Source organism: Pseudonocardia sp. Cha107L01, assembly GCF_052566575.1.
Genome location: NZ_CP199579.1, coordinates 9,315,313 through 9,333,925, shown reverse-complemented (window position 1 = coordinate 9,333,925; position 18,613 = coordinate 9,315,313). Strand labels below are relative to the sequence as shown.

Here is an 18,613-nt window from a genome sequence, read left to right as displayed (position 1 = left end):
ATGACGCCGTCCGGCGGCCGGCTCGCCGATGCCGTGAAGAACAGAGCTGTTGCCTTCGAACCTGGCTCCCGTGAAATTCGGCCGTGCCCTCCGGTGTGAACTGGGGCCCCGTTCGTCAAGGGCGACAAGACCACCTGAATCGCGGCGCGGTGACGCGGCTGTCCCGCGTTCGCCGACCGCGATCCCTGAACCGGCTCCAGGACAAGCTGTGGCTCACCCCCGCAGCGACGGGATCTTGTCGAGGACGGGGTCCTGGGTGCGCAACAGCCACGGCCGCGGCGCCTCCACCGGAGTGTCCCACCTCCCGGCCCGGCTCCCACGGGAACATCGTGATCGGCACCGGCGACCACTCCCGGGCAGCGCACATGCCCGCGAGCGCCTCCGCGAACCACCGGACGAACATCACCACGATCGGCACCGAGTACGCGGCGGCGGTCAGCAGCAGCCCGCCGACGACGAGCCCTGGCACCGCCAGCGGGCGCAGGGCGAGCGTCACCACCACAGCCCCGCAGACCCCGAGGACGGCCGGGACTAGCCACAGCCGGGTCCCCCACCGGAACCAGCGGGACGCCCGGGCCGCACCCGGATCGTCCAGCGGCCGGCCCGGCAGGAGCAGCTCCCGTTCCCGCGCGTGCGCTGGGCGGGGGTCGAGCTTCGCGGGGACGATGCGCAGCATCCCGGTCACCCGCAACAGCGCCCGCCCGTCGTCGTCCGGGCCGCACAGGAAGACCTCCTGCCGATGCGCCACCACGGCCGGGAAAGGGATGAGGAAGCCCTTGAGCACCAGCGTCTCCGCGCTCCAGGCAGTCATTTCTCCCTACGGCTTACCCCCGATTCGTGGTAGCGGCGACCCTAGCGATCCCGGGGGGCCGACGTCAGGGCCGGAAGCGCGCCGAGCCACGATGTGACATCAAACGTGGCGCGAAACTCCGCGCGCCGGGTGCAGATCAGGATCGCTGTGACTTGCTTCGCGGTCCGATGCTGTGCGGGTACTCAGTGGAGGACGGTGAGCAGGCCCTCGACGCCGCGGTGGAATGCGGCGCCGACGCTGTCGGCACCGTCGAGGTGGGCGCCGGACATGGCCCCGTCGCGCATCATGACGAAGTGCCGTGCGGCGTGCTCTGGATTGGGGCGCCGCGGTGAGGTCCCGAAGACCTGGGCGAACAGCTCGGTGAGCGTGGCGGCGTACCAGGCTCGGTGCTCGAGGACCGCCTGGTGCACCCGGTCGTCGGGGTCGGGGTACTCGGCGGCGGCCTTGAGGAACGCGCAGCCGCGGAACCCCGGCTCGGCCAGGGCGTCGGCGACGGCAGACCCGATCGCGCGCAGTGCGTCGGCCGGGGACGGTGCGGCCTCGATGGCGGCCTGTGTGCCGGCCCGTATGTCGGTATCGACGCCGCGCAGGTAGGCGACCACGAGGTCTTCTTTCGAGGGGAAGTGCCGGTAGAACGTCGCCCGTGTGGCGGGGGCCTCGGCGAGGATCCGCTCGACCCCGACCGCCCGGATGCCTTCGCGGTAGAACAACGCGCTGGCCGTGGCCAGCAACCGCTCCCGCGCCTCGGACCGCCGCGGCCCTCCCGACGGGCTGCCGTTCGGGCTGTCGGTTGCGGGGAGTGTCGGTGGAGCCATGACCTGACCCTAGCAGAAAGAACGATCGGTCTTGCACTTATCGAAAAGCCGTGCCAAGCTTCGTGCTGCAAGGAAGAACGTTCTTTCTACCAGCTGGGACGAATCACTCCCTCGAGAGGAAACTGGTCATGAGCACAACTACTGCCCCCGCCGCGGCCACGGTCGCGGCAGCCCTGCGGCGGCTCTACTTTGTTCGCTTCGGGTTCGCTCTGGTCTGGGCCGTCGCACTGTTCCTGACCGCGTCGAGCATCGGGCCGGTGAGCGCGACTCTGCTGGTGCTCTACCCGCTGTTCGACGTGGCCGTCGCCGTCGCCGACATCGCCTCCTCCCGGGTCGGCGCGTCCGCTCTGGGCCTCTACGTGAACATCGCGATCAGTTCGATCGCTGTTGTCGGGGTGGTCTTCGCGGTCACCTCCGGCATCCCGGCGGTCCTGCGGGTGTGGGGGGCCTGGGCCGTCGTGGCCGGGCTCGTCCAGCTCTTCGTGGCCCTGCGGCGACGCATGCTCGGGGGCCAGTGGGCTCTGATCGCCAGCGGCACCATCTCCGCGGTCGCCGGGACCTCATTTTTCCTGCAGGCTTCCGTCCCTCACGCGTCGCTGAGCAACCTGGCCGGCTACGCCCTGCTCGGCGGCATCTTCTTCCTCGTCTCGGCGCTGCGCCTCAGCCGGGGCATCTCCCGGAGTACCGGCGGGAGGAACTGACATGACCGACAGCGCCGGTCACTATTCAGTCCACAACAGACTGCAATGGAGATCCACCCTGGAGAACGTTGACCTCCGCAGGTCCGTGTCATGAACCGTGTCACAGGACCTCCAGGTGGAACCGGTCGAGCAGCTCATCGGGTGACTCCCAGAGTCGTACTCCGGACCCGAGCTGCACCGGCGAGACCGCCACGTGCAGGGTGTCGACGAGGTCGGCATCGAGGAACTGCCGGATGGTGGTAGCCCCGCCGCCGAGTCGGACGTCCTTGCCCTGCGCCGCCTCCCGCGCCTGTTCGAGGACCGTGGCAGGGTCGCCGTCGACGAAGTGGAACGTGGTGTCGGAGAGCGTGAACGAAGGACGCTTGTGGTGGGTCATGACGAACACCGGGGTGCGGAACGGGGGCTCGTCACCCCACCAGCCGCGCCACTCGTAATTGTGCCAGGGCCCGCGCTGGAGACCACGCAACCTGCACGCCAACGTGGCCTCGACCTGATCTTCGCCGCGCCCGCGGTCGCTCGGCCGGACCGGCTGTGCCGGGTCGGTGCCTTCGACTCGATCTCGGCGTACATCCGCTCGACCGTCCATGCGTCAGATTGCCGCTATTGGTAGTAGAGGACGCACCAGCACAGTGTGTCGCCTGTCGTGCAGCCGGCCTCGGGCAACGACTGAATCACGGCGGACGCGGTAAAGGGCACGCCACCCCATTTCGACCACAGATCGGTGGCCATCCCTACCACGTTCACGTTGCCCGCCGGCTGGTTCGTGCCGACGTAGCTGTGGAAGCTCGTGTTGTAGTCGCGTCGGCCGTTGAAATACCACCCGCTGTCGAACCAGTCCTCCGTGCCGGTTGCGACTATCTGTGCGGTCGGTTCTCCATCGACTGTGATCGAGAAGTTGCGCTCCAACCAGGAGAGGTTGGTGGCTCCGACTCCTCCGACGTAGGAGTGGTAGACGATCGACCCCGGGCCGCCCGTGATCTGCGCGAGGGTAATGGTCGCGGAGGCGGTCCGAGTGACCTTCTGGTCCACATAGCGAACGCCTTGGTAGCGCAGTCGCCGACCGTTCGCCTCGTCGGTCGGCGTGAGGCTGTAGGTCACCATTGAGTAGATGTTGGCGGTCTGCCCGGCGTTGGTGTTGAAGTAGGCGATCCTGAGCGAAGTGCCGAACGGTATGGGAAACGTCAACAAGAAGGCCGTGCGGTAACTGCTGGCGTCGATCTCAACATGTACGTGCTCACACGAGTGGCTGGTGTTGGCGCTGCCGGCTCCCCAGTGCGTGGCCAGCAGCGTCCCCATGTCGATGTCGATCGACACGAGCGGTGAGCCGTCGTAGTAGACACGCAGGCGGCCGTCGAGCGCCGGAGCGTTGCCACCACCCAGCGCCATCCACAGGGAGACGACCACCCCAGGACCGTTCCGGTTGTAGAGCGTGCGCTCGGTATTTGGGCCCACCGAGACGTTTTCCACCTTGTCGATGCGGAGCTTTTCCTGACGAAGCGAGGCCAGCGGGTTCACCATCGAACAAGCACCTCCACGTGTGATTCAGTCACGGAGCAGGGTCAACACCAGCCGACCAGATGGCCGAACGCCTGCCCACGTGACATCACAGCGACCGCACATGATTCACAGCAACTGGGATTCGACCGCCACGGCGCGCACTGTACGCCGGGATGGTGCCTATCGGCCCTGGTCGGCGGGCCGCATTCATGGCGCCAGGTCAGCGATCCGCTGGCGAAGAACGGGGGCGCTCGAGAGCGCCCCGGTGAGGTGAGCGCTGTCAGCGCTGTGGGCGTCGATGATGATCCCGAGCTCGCTGTTCCCGGATCGGCCGGTAGTGGCAGGTCCGAGCTCGGTGTTGGCGTGGCCTGCGCCGTGAGGTTCAATTCGGGCGCGTCGAGGTGGCCGGTGGTGTGTTCGGGCAGGGGCGGTGAGGGGGTGCGTCGACGTTGCCGCCCGCTGCGTGACCCGGTTACCAGCCGCACCGGCCGACGGGCATGATCCGCCACTCTGACGGGGTTGTTCGACGAGGGTCCCGGGCGGGTACTAGCCGTGGGCGGTGCGGCGGATCAAGATTGCCGCGCTCACGAGATGTGCCTCAGGTACGGAGGTGAGGGTCGGTGGTTGCCCGCCGCGTTGACGTCCCAGGCTTGATCGCCGAGGAGTATCGGGACCGGCTGCGCCCGGGGAGGGCCGAGTTCATCGCACCGATGCTGGCCACCCTGACCACCAACTACTTCTCCGACACGGGGTGGCTGTTCGAGCGCAAGCTCGACGGCGTCCGGACCCTGGCCGTCCGTGCTGGGCACGGCACACGGTTGTACTCGCGCAACCACAAGCCGATGAACGCCCCCTACCCGGAGATCGCCGAGGCACTCGACGCCCAAGCGCCGGAAATGATGGTCGCGGACGGGGAGATCGTCGCCTTCGACGGAGAGCAGACCAGCTTCTCCAAGTTGCAGGCCCGGATCGGGCTCAGCGACCCGAACCGGGGCCGGGCCACCGGCGTCCCGGTCATCCTCTACCTGTTCGACCTGCTCGTCCTCGACGGCCAGGATCTGACCGGGTTGCCGCTGCACGAGCGCAAACACCTCCTGCGTCAAGCGGTCGAGTTCGCCGACCCGATCCGGTTCAGCGAACACCGCGACACCGACGGCCAGGCCTACCTCAAACAGGCGTGCGCCTCGGGTTGGGAAGGGCTGATCGCCAAACGCGCCGACGCCGCCTACCACCCCGGGGCCCGGTCCAAGGACTGGCTCAAGTTCAAGTGCGTCCACGAGCAGGAGCTGGTCATCGGTGGCTTCACCGACCCCGCCGGCTCCCGGACCGGCTTCGGCGCACTGCTGCTGGGCTACTACGAAGACGGGCAGCTGCGATACGCCGGCAAAGTCGGCACCGGGTTCAGCGACCGCTTGCTGCGCTCGCTGCGCGCGCGTCTTGATGAGTTGGCCCGTTCGGAGTCCCCGTTCACCGACCCGGTCCGCGAACGCGGCGCGCACTGGGTTGACCCGGAACTGGTCGCCGAGGTCGGGTTCGCCGAGTGGACCCGCGAGCACCAACTACGCCACCCCCGCTTCCTGGGCCTGCGCGACGACAAAGCCGCCACCGACGTCGTCCGGGAGGAACCAGCAACCACCGACACCAGCAATGCCCGTGGCCAATCCCGTTCGACAACCGACGGGCCCCACCAGCCCGGTGGAGACCCCAACACCGACACCGACGAGACCCCGGCGCCGGCGACCTGGGCGACACCCACCGACGACGAACTCGCCGCGCTGGACGAGCTGGGTATCAAGGGCCGCTGGAGCATCGCGGGGCGCGAGGTGGCGGTGACGAACCTGGACAAGGTTCTCTTCCCCGCCCGCGCCGACGACCCGGCCGTGACGAAGCGGGACCTGCTGCGCTATTACGCGCAGGTCGCGCCGTACCTGTTGCCGTACCTGGCGGACCGGCCGGTCAATCTGCACCGCTACCCCAACGGAGTCGACAAGGCCGGGTTCTGGCAGAAACAGATCCCCGCCCACGCACCGAGCTGGTTGACCCGCTGGCGCAACACGAAGGTCGGAGAGAACACCGAGGAGTACGCCGTCCTCGACAGCGTGGCGTCCCTGGTGTGGATGGCCAACTACGCCCCGGTCGAGCTGCACCCCTGGACCTCCCGGCCCCCCAACATCGGAGAACCCACCTGGGCGCTCATCGACCTCGACCCCGGCACCGACACCACGTTCGATCAGATCCTGGCGCTCGCCCGGCTCTACCGCACCGCCCTCGCCCACCTGAAGGTCGAGGCGGCACCGAAGGTCACCGGACAGCGAGGCATCCAGATCTGGGTACCGATCCGCCCCGGATATACCTTCGCCGACACCCGAGCCTGGGTGCAGCAGGTATCCCGGGCCGTCGGGCGCACCCTGCCGACTCTGGTCAGCTGGGAATGGGAGAAAGACCGCAGAGGCGGGTTGGCCCGCCTCGATTACACCCAGAACGCGATCAACAAAACCCTCGTCGCCCCGTTCAGCCCCCGACCGTCCCCCGGCGCACCGGTCTCCATGCCGATCACCTGGGACGAGCTCGACGACCCTGACCTGCGACCCGATCGATGGACCATCCACACCGCCCTCGGCCGGCTCCACGACACCGGCGACCCGCTCGCGCCACTGATCGGCCAACACCAGGATCTGCCCCCGCTGTAGTCAGGCGCAGTCATCGAGGACCTGTGGAAGAGCGCGCCGGGCCAGATCGCCGAAGGCCTGCGCGAGCTGGGGTTCCGTTCGATGGTGGTAGTAGCGCAGGAGCGGGTGCTCGGTTGGGGCGTGCCGCTCCGCCCAGTGGGCGGCCTCGTCGAAGTGGTCGACGAAGTGCTCCGGCGGCCATCTCCTCTGCTCGAGGGGGTGCCCGACGGCGTGCGAGTAGTACGTGCTCGCTGGGGCATCGAAGGTGTCCACGAGCAACCGCGCCACCTGCTCGTGTGGCCAGGAGATCAGCGGCGAAGTCATCAGGTCGGCCACGAAGTCAAGCCATTCGCGGTCCCGGTACCTCCGTGGCCACTCCAACCGGGACACCTCCACACGGCAAATCATGGCCCATGCTGAGGAACTACTGAGATACTCGGGCTAGCTGGGAGGCGAACCACTCGAATCGCCTAACGTCGAGTCCCCGGCGCGCGTGGGCCGCGCGCGGTCGTCCTCACGCGACTCGGGTCAGCGTCGGGCTCAACTGGCTGATTCGGCCGACATTCGAGGCTCAACCAGGCCCGGCGCGAACCGAGTGTCCGCGGCGACAGAGCTGGCCCGGGTCTTGCCGGTGGTCCGGGAGCTCGCACAGGCCGGAGTTACAGTCAGCATCGACACGATGCGCGCCACCGTCGCCGAGACCGCGGTCGAGGCCGGCGTCCCGCGGGCCGACCCCGAACCCCCGCTCGACCACGTACGAACTGTCCAACGCACTGAGCGACCCGGGTATCCCCGTGTACGGCGCGGCGCTCGAGTCAACCGAGGCCGACTGACCAAACTAAGTGGTCCGCCTCGTCCGCGTCCGCTTCCAGCACCATCGTGAGCTCTCGCGCGAGCACGGGGTCGTCGCCGAGTACTTCCCACGCAACAGGTGCTCTGTGTTGCGTGGGTCAGCCGTGCTTGACCAGGTCGTTGACGGCCTGGGTGTCTTTGTAGAAGGCGTTCGCGCCGTGGAGGACGGATTTTGAGGCATCCGCTGATCTGGCCTTGACCTGCGGCGGTGCTCGGGGGAGAGGGGGGCTGGACCGCGAATAGACCGCTGCGGCGGGTGGTGCTCGCCTTCCAAGTCTGGTGAGGTTTGATCAGGGCGGCCCGGAGACGTTCTGACCACGGCTCGCGGCTCCGCTCCCGACCCCGCCGAGCTACGCCGGACGACCGTTATCGTGTGGCGTGCTACTTTCCGCGCTCGTCCGGTTCTGCGTCGTCCCGGCCGCCTGGTTGTGACGTGGCCGCGGTCGAGGACGTGCGGTGGCTGGGCTCGAGGCTGGAGCGCTCGTACCAGGTCTACGTCCGGGGCAGGCTGAAGTTTCGCGTCAAGCAGATCGTCTACGTCGCGTTCTCACTCGACGAGACGGAGATGGGTTTCGCGTTTCCCAAGGAGGAGCGGGCGGCGCTCGTCGCGGCGCAGCCGCACCGATTCCACCTGCCGCAGCCGTCGGACCTGCGGTTCAACTGGGTGGAGGCCGACCTTGCCGCCCTCGACCCGGCCGAGGCGCGCGAGTTCGTGGTCGACGCCTGGCGCATGGTGGTGCCGAAGAAGCTCGCCCACGCCTACGATCTTGCCCATCCTGATGGCCAGGTTGAGCCCGGGTGCCGATTCGCTTCTGGCCGCTGGCCACCGGACCGCCGCAGGTCCTTGCGCAGGAACCAAGCGCTCAGCGGAGGTACTACGCCCGACCTGCGGTGATGCGGTCGCAGCGGGTCGACCGGAAGGCCGGGTTGGGGCGGAGCCCGAGTCGTTGTGTTCGTTCAGGGTGCCGTGTCGGCGGATCTGGTAGGTCGCGGTGGAGGTTGCGACAACTTCCCCGGTGTCGTCGGTGAGATTGACGTCCAGGACGAACTCAGCCTTGCCGGTTCGATCGGCTTCGGCGGAGAGTTCCTCGATGCGGGCCGCAGGCAGTGTGCACTCGGTGGTCACCCCGGTGCGGCCGGGCCGGCGGAACGTAATGTGCAGGTCTTCGACGACCGGGTAGTAGCGGGAGATGTCGAAGCTGGACACGGCCAACGCACCGCCGAAACGGCCCCCGTGCTGATATCGGACACTCCGACTTATCAACACGTTTTTCCGACACATTCTGGCCTGTAGAGCTGGCGGATGAGCTTGTTCTGGATCATGTGCACGAAAGGATCGTTAATTGGACAGGGCGATCAGTACCTAAGATTGCTCGACGGCCCGGCTAGTCGCGCGGCACGAATCTGCGCCGTGACCGTCATTGGTTGCGGTGCAAACGCGAGAGCAACTCTGCGGAGTCGTCGACCGGATCGGCATGGCGATGCACGATCTTCCACTCGTCGTTCTCGCGCCGGAAGATCGTCGTACTGCGGAGCATGTACGGCGTCGGTTCGGAGCCTCCTACCGACGCGGTCGTCCGTTCGATCGCGAGCAGATATGCGAAGTCTTCGCCTACGTCGGCGGCAACCACTTCCCACTCGCACGAGCTGCAGTTCGAGAAGCGCGACGCGAGCTTCTCGAACATCGGACCGACCTCGGCCCACCCGATCGGGCTGAAAGCAGCGCCGAAGACGGTGACCGGATCGGTGTGAGACCACATCTCGAAGCGCGAACCGGCGTCGCCGTTGTGCAGCGCCGTCTCGGCCTCGTGAATGCGCGGCATCATCTCCTCGAGGAACTGCTTGGTGTCGCTCATCGGACCTCCTTGGTGATGTTCGAGTGGCGGCCCAGCCGGTGGAGCAGCTGATCTTGTGGTGACGCGTTGCGCGGAACGTCGGCGTCCGCCGGTACGAACGCACGTTGCTGAGGGCCGAGATCGAGATCGGCCGTGTATGCGAGGAGGAAGGCCACGACATCGTCATCGAGAGTCTCGTCCGCGCCGATTGCGCGGGCGAGATCCCAGCCGTGGACCGCGGCGTCGAGGATTCGCATCGACAACAGTTCGCGTCCGGTCCGATCGCCAATCGCGTGATGTGCGATGCGTTCGAGCGCGCCGTCCTCGTGAAAGCACGCGACAACGCGGTCGGCCGTCGCGACAAACGACGCCAGCGCGTCGTCGCCAAGATGATCGACGGCGCGCATCGCTTCGACCTGTTCAGTCGGTGCCCCGTGTAGCAACAGCTGGTAGCGAACGTTGGCGCCGACGACGTGATTGACGAGCGCGCGCACGTCCCACTCGGAACAAGGCGTTGGCCGCCGCCAGTCGTCGGGTCCAACGAGTCGCAGCAGCCGTGCGAACTCGTCGCTGGCCACCACGAGCAGCTCGATGGGGTCGCTCGACGCGATCACATCCGCATCGTTGCACCCTGCCACCCGGCCGTCGAGGGTGCCTCACCTCAACTGTTTGGGGATGCTGGCACGCGCGATGATCACCACGTGCGCTCACCGAGCGCCTCGCGCTGCCCGCTGTGGCGACGCTCGACCACCGGCATTTCACCGGTGTGCGGCCCCGCCACATCTCGGCGCTGACGCTGCTGCCGTAGCCCAAAGGTCGCTGGTCACTGGGCGCGTGCGCACGCTGTAGCCGAACCCGTCGTGTAGTCGCCTACCCGGTGGGTGCCCACGCCGTCGGTACAGATCGACCTCGCAGCTCCAACCCAATGGAGGAGGTCCGATCGCACCGCTCTAGATCTCGATTCTGGGCGAAATTGACAATGTCGTTCGAATCCGGACAATCGAGTTCACCCCAGCAAGCTCGATCAGGATGGACGTTCCCTGTGGCGCAGCAAGTTAGTGTTCAGTTTGTTGATGATCTCGATGGTTCGGTGGCATCGAGCACAGTGGCATTCGCTCTTGACGGCAAGGACTATGTCATCGACCTGTCCGACGAAAACGCGGCCAAGCTTCGGGAGGCTCTGGCGCTTTTTGTTGGTGCGGCGCGCAGGTCGGGGTCGGGTGGGCGGCGTAGGACCGCGCAGAGTGGTCAACGGCCGACCGCGAATCGTGAGCGGACCGCCGCGATGCGCGCCTGGGCGCAGGAGAACGGCCATGAGGTCGCGGAGCGGGGACGCATCCCCGCGGCCGTGTTCGAGGCCTATGAGCAGCGTGACGCCGCACCGCCCGCTCCGGCGGAGGTTGAGAAGCCGAAGAGAACCAAGCGGGCGCCCAAGGTCGCGATCGATCCGTTCGCGACCGAGCCCCGCTGAAGACCCTCCCCGATGACGAAGAGGGATGGGCGCCACGTGCTGGCCCTCTTCGTTTCGGCTGAGCGGCGTTCAGTGTCGACCAATCCCAGCCAGAGGGAAGACCGATAACCGAGATCAGGTCGACGACGACGCCTTGAAGTGCGTGCGGTGGCACACCGCGCAGTGCGCGCGGTCCGCGCCTGCCCACGTGGCATCACAACGACCGCACGTGATTCGCAGCAAATGGGATTCGACCGCCACGGCGCGCACTGTACGCCAGGATGGTGCCTATCGACCCTGGTCGGCGCGCCGCGTTCAACGCCGAACTGGCTCCCGCCGAAGCGGACGACCACTCAAACCCCCCGCGGGCTTCGCGTAGCCCAGGGCGCTCCACCAGCCATGGCTGGCCACTGAAGGTGCTCACGTGGAGCAGCGACCGCACCGTAGGCGGGGTCATATCGAGCTGGCAGCGGGCTGGCGCCGGCAACATGCCGGAGCGGGCCCCCGACCCGTGGCTCGACGCGAGGTTTCTCGGTCGCGATTCCTTTCTGGACTAGGGCTGGTCTTCATCGGTGACAAGCGCCCGTTCTCGTGCGCTGTGGCGCCGGCCAGTGCCGGTGCTCGGTGGTGCGCGACGGCGAGATCAGATCGTCGAGAGGGAGACCATGACTATCAACGCCGACACCTCGGCCCTGGCCGGGAAGGACAGTGCGGTACGTGCCGTGTTCGGCGAGCTGTCGAACACGTGGGCCACCGGCCCCCAGGACCCGGCGTGAGCCGCGCGGACCGGAGCGAGGCGATGGCAAGCAGCCAGTCAGGAGCGGTGAACAGGCTCTACCAGATGTGGCTGGCGAACCCGGCGGAGGGCGAAGTCATCCGGGATCAGACGCAATGGGACGTATTGACGGCTGAACCAGGTGGCGTGGACTACCTCGAGCCCGAAATCGGCGGGGCACCGGCGATGTGGGCCGTGCCGAAGGGCTGCGTCGAGGACCGGGTCCTGGTGTGCGCACACGGGGGCGGCTTCGTCTCCGGCTCGATCTATACCCACCGCAAGCTGTTCGCCCATCTGGCCAAGGCGGTCGGCGCCCGGGCGCTGATCGTGGGCTACCCGCTGCTCCCGAACGGCGGTACGTACCCGGTCCCGGTCGACCACGTGGTTGCGGCCTACCGCTGGCTGCTCGGTCAGGGGATCGAGGCTGACCACGTCGCCTTCGCCGGAGATTCCGCCGGCGCCTTGGTCGCAGTGAGCGCGCAGCTGCGGGTCCGGGATCAGGGCCTGCCGCTACCGGCGGCGACGATGCTGATGTCGCCATGGGTGGACTTGGAGGTTCATGGACAGACGATGTCGTCGAACGCGGACAAGGAAGCGCTGTTCAACCAGCCCTGGGTGAGGCAGCTGGCGCAGGGGTACCTGGGCCGAACCAGCCCGACAGACCCTCGCGCCAACTCGCTCTACGCCGACCTCACCGGCTTCGGCCCGCTCTACATCCAGGTAGGCGGCTACGAGGTGCTACTGGATGACAGCCGCCGGCTCGCCGAGCACGCCGAGAAGGCCGGCGTGCAGGTCCGACTGGATGTGTTCCCCGAGATGCAGCACACCTTTCAGATGATGGCCGGCCGCGCTCCCGAGGCCGACGACGCCGTCGGCAGGCTCGCGGAATGGGTCCGGCCCAGACTTGGCCTCGCCGCCCGCCCGCCCGGTCGGTGAGCGGATTCGGGGTGCGGCCGATCCCTTCGGCCAGCTCGTCTGTCGAACAGGTGCACGCCTCCGGTGCGTGACTCCCGGCGGCGTGCTCGGCACGGCGATCTTGTCAACTCCCGCCATTCATGAAAGGAGCAGTAAGAATGACGAATTCCGAGATCTTGGTAACCGGATCTACTGGGTTGAGCGGGTCGATTATCTTGAGGGAACTCGCCGAGCGCGCCGTGCCCGTACGCGCTCTGGTTCGAGATCCTGAGAAAGCCGGGGAGCTGGCAAACTACCCAAATGTGGAGATCTTCAAGGGCGACATGCTAAAGCCCGAGTCCCTGCGCGACGCACTGAACGGTGTAGAGCGGGCACTGATGATTTCCTCGGCCCAGGACAGAATGGTAGAGGCTCAGCAATCCTTCACTGATGCGGCGCTGAGGGCGGGAGTCCGATACGTCATCAAGTACTCCGGCCAGGACTCAGGTATCGGATTCAACGCCCAGAATTTCATCGCCGGACGGCAGCACGAGAATCTTGAGGACTACCTCGTGAACTCCGGTTTAGCGTGGACGATACTCCGCCCAAGCCAGTTCATGCAGTACTATCTGCCAAGCACGTCAACAGGAGTCAGCCTTGAAGAAAAGGCCCTCGTGCTTCCCATCGATCAAGCCAAGCTCTCACCCGTCGCCATTGAAGATGTTGCGAAGGTGTGTGCCGCGCTCCTCACCGAGGACGGGCACGAGGGGCGAATCTATGAAATGACCGGCCCAGATGCCCTCACCATGACTGAGGCATGTGAAATAATCTCCCGGGTCACGAAGGTTGACTTCAAGTACGTCAACATCAGCCTTGAAGAGTACGAAGATGCGTTGCGGATAAAGGGAGCACCAGAGCTGGCGATCCAGATCCTCACGGAAATATCCAAAGAGCGAATGAAATGCGTCGAGTCGCATGTAAAGCTCACTACACACGCCCGATTTGATGTCCGGCCGACAAACTTCGCCGAATTCGTGTACAAGAACGTCGGCGCCTTCACTGACCAACTCGTCTAGTCCCAAAGCCGGCCTCCGAGGTGGCACGGCGGCCCGCTGAGCCTCAACCCGGCAATCTTCCGCGTCGCCCCCCGACGTGCCGCGCCGTCGACGATCCGCCGCACGCTGGCCACCAAGGCCTGGTCACCGCTGCGACCCCGGAACTCCTCGCCAACGTCGGTCGATCGGTCAGTCGGGCTGCAGCGGAAGCTCGACGACGATCGCCGTCCCGTCCCCGGGGGGGCTGTTGACCTCGATCGAGCCGCCCAGGGCCTGCACCCGGTCGCGCAATCCGATCAGACCCGAGCCTCCCAGGGGATCGGCGCCTCCGGCGCCGTCGTCGCGGATCGAGAGGTGCAGCAGGGCGTCGCGCTGTTCGACCGCGACCTGCGCGTGTGAGGCGCGGGCGTGCTTGGTGGTATTGGTGAGCGCCTCGGACACGACGTAGTAGGCCGCCACCTCGACCCGGTCCGCGGGACGGGGTTCGGTCCGGATATCGAGTTCCACCGGGATCGCGGCGCGGCGGGCCAGGGTGCGCAGGGCCGGGCCGAGCCCGCCCTCGGACAGGATCGCCGGGTGGATGCCGCGGGCGAGCTCACGCAGCTCCTCGATCGTCCCGTCGAGCTCGTCGGCGACCCGCCCGATCTGGGTCTGCAGCTCGATCAACTGCTCGGGCACGCTTTCCTGGGCCAGGCGCAGCGCGAGGCCGAGCGTGACCAATCGCTGCTGGGCGCCGTCGTGCAGGTCGCGCTCGATCCGGCGGCGGGCATCGTCGGCGGCGGCGACGATCCGGGCTCGGGAGGCGGTGAGCTGGTCGTGGCTGTCGGCATTCGCGATCGCGGTGCCGACGAGCTCGGTGAAGCCGGCCATGCGCTGTTCGGTGTCGGCCGGCAAACGCTCGCGCCGCCCCCCGATGGCGATCACGCCCCAGAGGCGCCCATCGACGACGATCGGCGTCGCGACCGCGGACATGAGCCCTATCCGGCCGACGGCGTCGGCGAACGCGCCGGAGGCTTCGCTGTAGTCGTCGCAGCGCGCGGTGCGGCCGGTGCGCAGGACAACCGCCACGGCCACGGGCGGCTCAGGCTTCCAGCGGCTCCCCACCGGCAGCTCGGCCTGGTGGTCGCCGACGCGGGTGAGGACGGTCACCGCGCCGTCGGGATCGAGGCGGACGATGTTCGTGGCGTCGGCCCCGAGGACGTGTCTGACCTCGTGCGCGACGGCCGTCAAAACCTCGGCCGGTGGCATCCCGTGGGCGACCAGGGTGGCGACGCGGCGCAGGGCGGCCTGCTCGTCGGCGAGCCGGCGCAGTTCGTCGCGGCTGTCCTCGAGCTGGGCGCGGCCCTCGGCGTTCGCGATCGCGGTGCCGACGAGCTCGGTGAACCCGGCCATGCGCTCTTCGGTGTCGGCCGGGAACCGCTCGCGCCGCGTGCCGACGGCGATCGCGCCCCACAGTTGCCCCTCGACGACGATCGGCGCCGCGACCGACGACCCGAATCCCATCCGGCGGACGGCGTCTGCGTATTCGCCGGAGGCATGGCTGTAGTCGTCGCAGCGCGCCGGGCGCCACGTGCGCAAGACGACCGCCACGGCCACGGGCGGCTCAAGCTTCCAGCGGCTCCCCACCGGCAGCTCGGAGCGGTGCGCGCCGACGCTGGCGACGAGAGTCGTCGCGCCGTCGGGATCGAGGCGAACGATCACCGTGCCGTCGGCCCCGAGGACGCTGCTGACCTCGTGCGCGACGGCCGTCAAAACCTCGGCCGGTGGCACCCCGCGGGCGACCAGGGTGGCGACCCGGCGCAACGCGGCCTGCTCGTCGGCGAGCACGCGCAGCTCTTCGCGGCTGTCCTCGAGCTGGGCGCGGCCCTCGGCGTTCGCGATCGCGGTGCCGACGAGCTCGGTGAAGCCGGCCATGCGCTGTTCGGTGTCAGCCGGGAACCGCTCGCGCCGCGTCCCGACGGCGATCGCACCCCACAGATGCCCCTCGACGACGATCGGAACCGCGACCCCCGACCGCCATCCCAGCCGGCGCACCGCATCACCAACTGCGCAGGAGGCTTGGCTGTAGTCGTCGGTGCGGGCCGGGCGGCCGGTGCCCAAGGCGACCGCCGTAACCACGGGCGGCTCAGGCTTCCAGCGGCTGCCCACCGGGAACACCTCGGGCTGCGCGCCGGCGTGGGCGGCGACGGTCGTCGCGCCGTCGGGATCGAGGCGGAAGATGGTCGTGCCGTCGGCCCCGAGGACGTGGCCGACCTCCTGCGCGACGGCCGCGAACACCCCGGCCGGTGGCACCCCGCGGGCGACCAGGGTGGCGACCCGGCGCAACGCGGCCTGCTCGTCGGCGAGCACGCGCAGCTCTTCGCGGCTCCCGGCGTTCGCGGTCAGCGCCCCGGCGAGCCGACGCACGTTGTTCATGATCAGTTCCCCGGTTCTGCGAGTCTTCTTCGGGAGAGGGGTCTATCCAGCGACTTGCCCTCCGCAGCCAGTAGGTCGTCTGGGATGAGCTGACCACCGGATGGACCTTCGGCCCGCCGGTCGGAACTGAAGAATCGCCCCGTCGATCCACTCGATTCGGACTAAATGGTCAGGCAGGCTTCAGCCGTGTCTGTCGTGGAGCGGGCCAGCGACGCAACAGCCCCGGGTTGAGCGTCCCGGGGTTGGGTCGTGCGCGGCCTCATTCTGGCCAGGCGTTGCCCTGGATGACCTCGACGAAGTCGGTGCGGGTGAACCCGGGGGCGAAGTGCGCCAGCACGTCGGCGTTCACGGTGCCGAAGGTGGTGTCCGGGCGGTCGGCGAAGCCCTGGGTGAAGGCGGCCAGGATCTGCCGCTTGAAGTCCGGCCTGGGGTGGGCGTCGGTCACCGCGCGGACCGCGGCCGGGTCCAGGTCGAGGTAGCCGATGCCCAGCACGTCGGTCTCCACACCGGCGGTGACCAGGGCGACCTCCGGCTCCATGAACTCCGGGATGCCCGGGGTGGTGTGTAGCGCGATGCCCGTCCAGGCTCGGCGGGCGCCCTCGTCGTCGATGCCGTGCGCGGTGAGGAAGCGGCGGGCCTCGTCCGCGCCGTCCACCTCGAAGCGCTGGTGGCGGGTGCGGTATTTCTCGGTCAGCCCCAGGTCGTGGAACATCGCGCCCACGTAGAGCAGCTCCGGGTCCGGGGTCAGGCCGCGGCGGATGCCCTGCAGCATCCCGAACAGGAACACCCGGCGAGAGTGGTGGAACAACAGCGGCGGCGCCGAGTCGCGGACCAGCTCGGTCGCCTCGGCGACCAGTCGGCTGTCCGGGATCGTCACGCCGGCGATGGTCTCGGTCATGTTCGGCTCCTTCGAGTGTGCGGGGCCCCGCAGTGGCGGCGAGATCTCCACTCTCGCCGACCGGATCGCCGCAGCGAGTGGCCTTTCTGAGAGTTTCCGCGGCGCATCAGGCAGCCCTGATAGCCGGACCGGCGCATTTACCGCTAGCAGGTACGCACCCGTTCCAGCCAACCAGGAACGCGGATGGCCGGTGGCCGTAGCGACGTGTGCCCGTCAGAAAACGATTTTCCGGCGCGGTGGGCGTCGGCATGCGCGACTTGTTCAGGCCTGGGTCCTGGACGCCGGTCTGTGTGACCTGTCCGATCCCGGGCTTCGCGGCCGGCCACTGACCAGTCAGGGCCCTAGCGAGTCACCTCGACCGTCCAGTGGGCTTCATCCCGGCGGTGATGGATGGCTGTGAGCGGCATCTCGCACGTCGATGGAAGGTTCGTTGCCCGTCTGGCGACTACCTCGCCGCAATCTTCGCTGTCGTGGTCGGTCGGAGGCGTCCAGGTGACGCCCGGGCGGAAGAGTCGTAGGAGGACAGGCAAATGAGCACCAGCAGGGGCAACGCGGCCAGCGGGGACGGGGGGAAGCCGCTGACGCCGGTGAAAACGTCGACCCCGCCTCTGGTGTGGAAGTTCGGTGGGACCTCGGTGGCGGATCACGACCGGCTGCGCGCTGTCGCCGAGCGGATGGTCGCCGCGCGGCGGTCCGGCCGGGATGTGGTCGCGGTCCTGTCCGCGATGGGCAAGACGACCGACGAGTTGTCGGCGATGGCCTACCGGATGTCGGCGCGGCCGCCGCTGCGTGAGCTGGACGCGCTGCTGTCGGTCGGTGAGTCGATCTCGGTCGCGCTGGCCTCCATGGCGATCGCCGAGCTCGGCGCGCACGCGGTGTCGCTGAACGGGTCGCAGGCCGGTATCTGGACCGATGACCGTCACGGCAATGCGCGGCTGCGGGAGATCCGCCCGGGTCGCATCCGCGAGGCCCTCGCCCAGGGCTCGATCGTGCTGGTCACCGGCTTCCAGGGAGTGTCGGCCGACGGCGACGTGACCACCCTGGGTCGGGGTGGCTCGGACGCCTCCGCCGTCGCGATGGCCGCCGCGCTGGGCGCGACCGAGTGCGAGATCTTCACCGATGTCCCGGCGGTGTTCACCGCCGATCCTCGGGTGGTGCCGGACGCGCGCCCGCTCACCACGATCCGCCATGCGGAGATGTTGGAGATGGCCGAGGCCGGCGCCGGGGTGCTGCAGCCGCGGTCGGTGGAACTGGCGGTGGCCCACGGCATCGACATCCACCTGCGATCCAGCTTCAGCGACGAGCAAGGCACCTGGATCCGCCGCCAGGAGCACGATGGCCTCGAGGGAGATGCCCCCGGCGACGTCGCCGGCATCGCCCACCGCCGCCACGAGAGCCTGTACGCGGTCAAGGACATCGACCTGAGCTCCGTCGCCGCGGTCCTGGCCGGACGCGGCATCGCCATGGGTTCCGTGCTGCCCGGTATCGCCGGTTTCCGGTTCACCGCACCAGATGCGGAGCCCACCGAGGTCACCGCCACGCTGGACGCGGTCGGCGCGTCGGTGAAGGTCGACGAGGAGCTGGGCGCGGTGAGCGTGGTGAGTCTGGGGATCGCCCGCCGGCCCGACATCGCGGTCCGCGCGCTGGCCGCGCTGGACGAGGCCGGCATCGCGCCGCGGCTGGTCACCACCACGCCCGGGCGACTGTGCGTGCTAGTCGACTCGACGCTGGTGGACGACGCCGTCCGATTGATGCACACGACCTTCATCCCGCCCGCGAGCCCGTCCCGCGAGGTCCTCGTGTCCATGGCCGGATGACCTGAGCACGCCCAATCACACCGCGTCACACCGGGTCAATCACACCGCGTCGTCACCGTCCCACCCGCTCGGCGCCGACGACGCCATGGCGCACACCCGCGCCGCCGAGCCCTAACACCCTCGCCCACC

The 18,613-nt window shown here is 68.2% G+C and carries 17 protein-coding genes and 2 pseudogenes; 9 read left to right on the top strand and 10 right to left on the bottom strand.

The annotated features are described in order from the left end of the window. Nucleotides 1–115: 115 nt before the first annotated feature. Nucleotides 116–811, bottom strand: coding sequence for a hypothetical protein (locus ACTXG6_RS43905; RefSeq protein ID WP_445185200.1), 696 nt, complete (start codon nucleotides 809–811; stop codon nucleotides 116–118). Between the two features lie 182 nt (nucleotides 812–993). After that, complete coding sequence (locus ACTXG6_RS43900) at nucleotides 994–1,626, bottom strand: TetR/AcrR family transcriptional regulator (RefSeq protein ID WP_445185199.1); 633 nt, start codon at nucleotides 1,624–1,626, stop codon at nucleotides 994–996. Nucleotides 1,627–1,754: 128 nt separating this feature from the next. Between ACTXG6_RS43900 and ACTXG6_RS43895 the strand changes: the two genes are divergently transcribed. Further along, nucleotides 1,755–2,327, top strand: coding sequence for a hypothetical protein (locus ACTXG6_RS43895; protein WP_445185198.1), 573 nt, complete (start codon nucleotides 1,755–1,757; stop codon nucleotides 2,325–2,327). Between the two features lie 100 nt (nucleotides 2,328–2,427). Here ACTXG6_RS43895 and ACTXG6_RS43890 read toward each other — a convergent pair. Both ACTXG6_RS43890 and ACTXG6_RS43885 read right to left on the bottom strand, forming a co-directional pair. Beyond that, nucleotides 2,428–2,787, bottom strand: a pseudogene (locus ACTXG6_RS43890) (dihydrofolate reductase family protein); the annotation flags it as partial. Between the two features lie 140 nt (nucleotides 2,788–2,927). Then, nucleotides 2,928–3,845: a DUF2961 domain-containing protein gene (locus tag ACTXG6_RS43885; RefSeq protein WP_445185197.1), complete on the bottom strand. Its 918-nt coding sequence runs from the start codon at nucleotides 3,843–3,845 to the stop codon at nucleotides 2,928–2,930. A gap of 629 nt (nucleotides 3,846–4,474) precedes the next feature. Between ACTXG6_RS43885 and ligD the strand changes: the two genes are divergently transcribed. Beyond that, a complete protein-coding gene (ligD, locus tag ACTXG6_RS43880; protein ID WP_445185196.1) occupies nucleotides 4,475–6,514 on the top strand; it encodes a DNA ligase D in 2,040 nt (679 codons plus the stop codon). On the opposite strand, the gene ACTXG6_RS43875 is transcribed toward ligD, so the two are convergent. Continuing rightward, the gene (locus tag ACTXG6_RS43875) at nucleotides 6,515–6,874 is read right to left on the bottom strand and encodes a hypothetical protein (protein WP_445185195.1); all 360 of its coding nucleotides are present in this window, start codon (nucleotides 6,872–6,874) and stop codon (nucleotides 6,515–6,517) included. 112 nt (nucleotides 6,875–6,986) lie between these two features. On the opposite strand from ACTXG6_RS43875, the gene ACTXG6_RS43870 reads away from it, so the two are divergent. The 3 genes and pseudogenes from ACTXG6_RS43870 (at nucleotide 6,987) to ACTXG6_RS43860 (ending at nucleotide 8,639) form a co-directional block, all read left to right on the top strand. Next, nucleotides 6,987–7,376: a dihydropteroate synthase gene (locus ACTXG6_RS43870; RefSeq protein ID WP_445185194.1), complete on the top strand. Its 390-nt coding sequence runs from the start codon at nucleotides 6,987–6,989 to the stop codon at nucleotides 7,374–7,376. Between the two features lie 402 nt (nucleotides 7,377–7,778). After that, a pseudogene (locus ACTXG6_RS43865) lies at nucleotides 7,779–8,129 on the top strand (MmcQ/YjbR family DNA-binding protein); the annotation flags it as partial. A gap of 183 nt (nucleotides 8,130–8,312) precedes the next feature. Then, nucleotides 8,313–8,639: a hypothetical protein gene (locus tag ACTXG6_RS43860; RefSeq protein WP_445185193.1), complete on the top strand. Its 327-nt coding sequence runs from the start codon at nucleotides 8,313–8,315 to the stop codon at nucleotides 8,637–8,639. Nucleotides 8,640–8,763: 124 nt separating this feature from the next. Here ACTXG6_RS43860 and ACTXG6_RS43855 read toward each other — a convergent pair whose 3' ends face one another. Next, nucleotides 8,764–9,201, bottom strand: coding sequence for a YybH family protein (locus ACTXG6_RS43855; protein WP_445185192.1), 438 nt, complete (start codon nucleotides 9,199–9,201; stop codon nucleotides 8,764–8,766). Continuing rightward, nucleotides 9,198–9,794 (bottom strand): TIGR03086 family metal-binding protein, encoded by a 597-nt coding sequence (locus ACTXG6_RS43850; protein WP_445185191.1) that lies wholly within the window; start codon nucleotides 9,792–9,794, stop codon nucleotides 9,198–9,200. The genes ACTXG6_RS43855 and ACTXG6_RS43850 overlap by 4 nt, the downstream gene beginning before the upstream one ends. A 428-nt stretch (nucleotides 9,795–10,222) precedes the next feature. On the opposite strand from ACTXG6_RS43850, the gene ACTXG6_RS43845 reads away from it, so the two are divergent. Continuing rightward, nucleotides 10,223–10,651, top strand: a complete 429-nt coding sequence (locus ACTXG6_RS43845) for a histone-like nucleoid-structuring protein Lsr2 (protein WP_445185190.1) — start codon at nucleotides 10,223–10,225, stop codon at nucleotides 10,649–10,651. Nucleotides 10,652–10,765: 114 nt separating this feature from the next. Here the strand turns inward: ACTXG6_RS43845 and ACTXG6_RS43840 are convergent, their stop codons facing one another. Next, entirely contained in the window at nucleotides 10,766–10,891 is a 126-nt protein-coding gene (locus tag ACTXG6_RS43840; RefSeq protein ID WP_445185189.1) for an FDXHR family putative zinc-binding protein, read from the bottom strand. A 538-nt stretch (nucleotides 10,892–11,429) separates the two neighbouring features. On the opposite strand from ACTXG6_RS43840, the gene ACTXG6_RS43835 reads away from it, so the two are divergent. Then, complete coding sequence (locus tag ACTXG6_RS43835) at nucleotides 11,430–12,341, top strand: alpha/beta hydrolase (RefSeq protein ID WP_445185188.1); 912 nt, start codon at nucleotides 11,430–11,432, stop codon at nucleotides 12,339–12,341. Nucleotides 12,342–12,478: 137 nt separating this feature from the next. Beyond that, entirely contained in the window at nucleotides 12,479–13,375 is an 897-nt protein-coding gene (locus ACTXG6_RS43830; RefSeq protein WP_445185187.1) for an NmrA family NAD(P)-binding protein, read from the top strand. 168 nt (nucleotides 13,376–13,543) lie between these two features. Here the strand turns inward: ACTXG6_RS43830 and ACTXG6_RS43825 are convergent, their stop codons facing one another. Beyond that, nucleotides 13,544–15,631 (bottom strand): GAF domain-containing protein, encoded by a 2,088-nt coding sequence (locus ACTXG6_RS43825; protein WP_445185186.1) that lies wholly within the window; start codon nucleotides 15,629–15,631, stop codon nucleotides 13,544–13,546. Between the two features lie 397 nt (nucleotides 15,632–16,028). Further along, a complete protein-coding gene (locus ACTXG6_RS43820) occupies nucleotides 16,029–16,667 on the bottom strand; it encodes an HD domain-containing protein (protein ID WP_445185185.1) in 639 nt (212 codons plus the stop codon). A gap of 530 nt (nucleotides 16,668–17,197) precedes the next feature. Between ACTXG6_RS43820 and ACTXG6_RS43815 the strand changes: the two genes are divergently transcribed. Continuing rightward, on the top strand, nucleotides 17,198–18,484 hold the full coding sequence (locus ACTXG6_RS43815; RefSeq protein WP_445185184.1) for an aspartate kinase: 1,287 nt from the start codon (nucleotides 17,198–17,200) through the stop codon (nucleotides 18,482–18,484). Nucleotides 18,485–18,613: the final 129 nt, after the last annotated feature.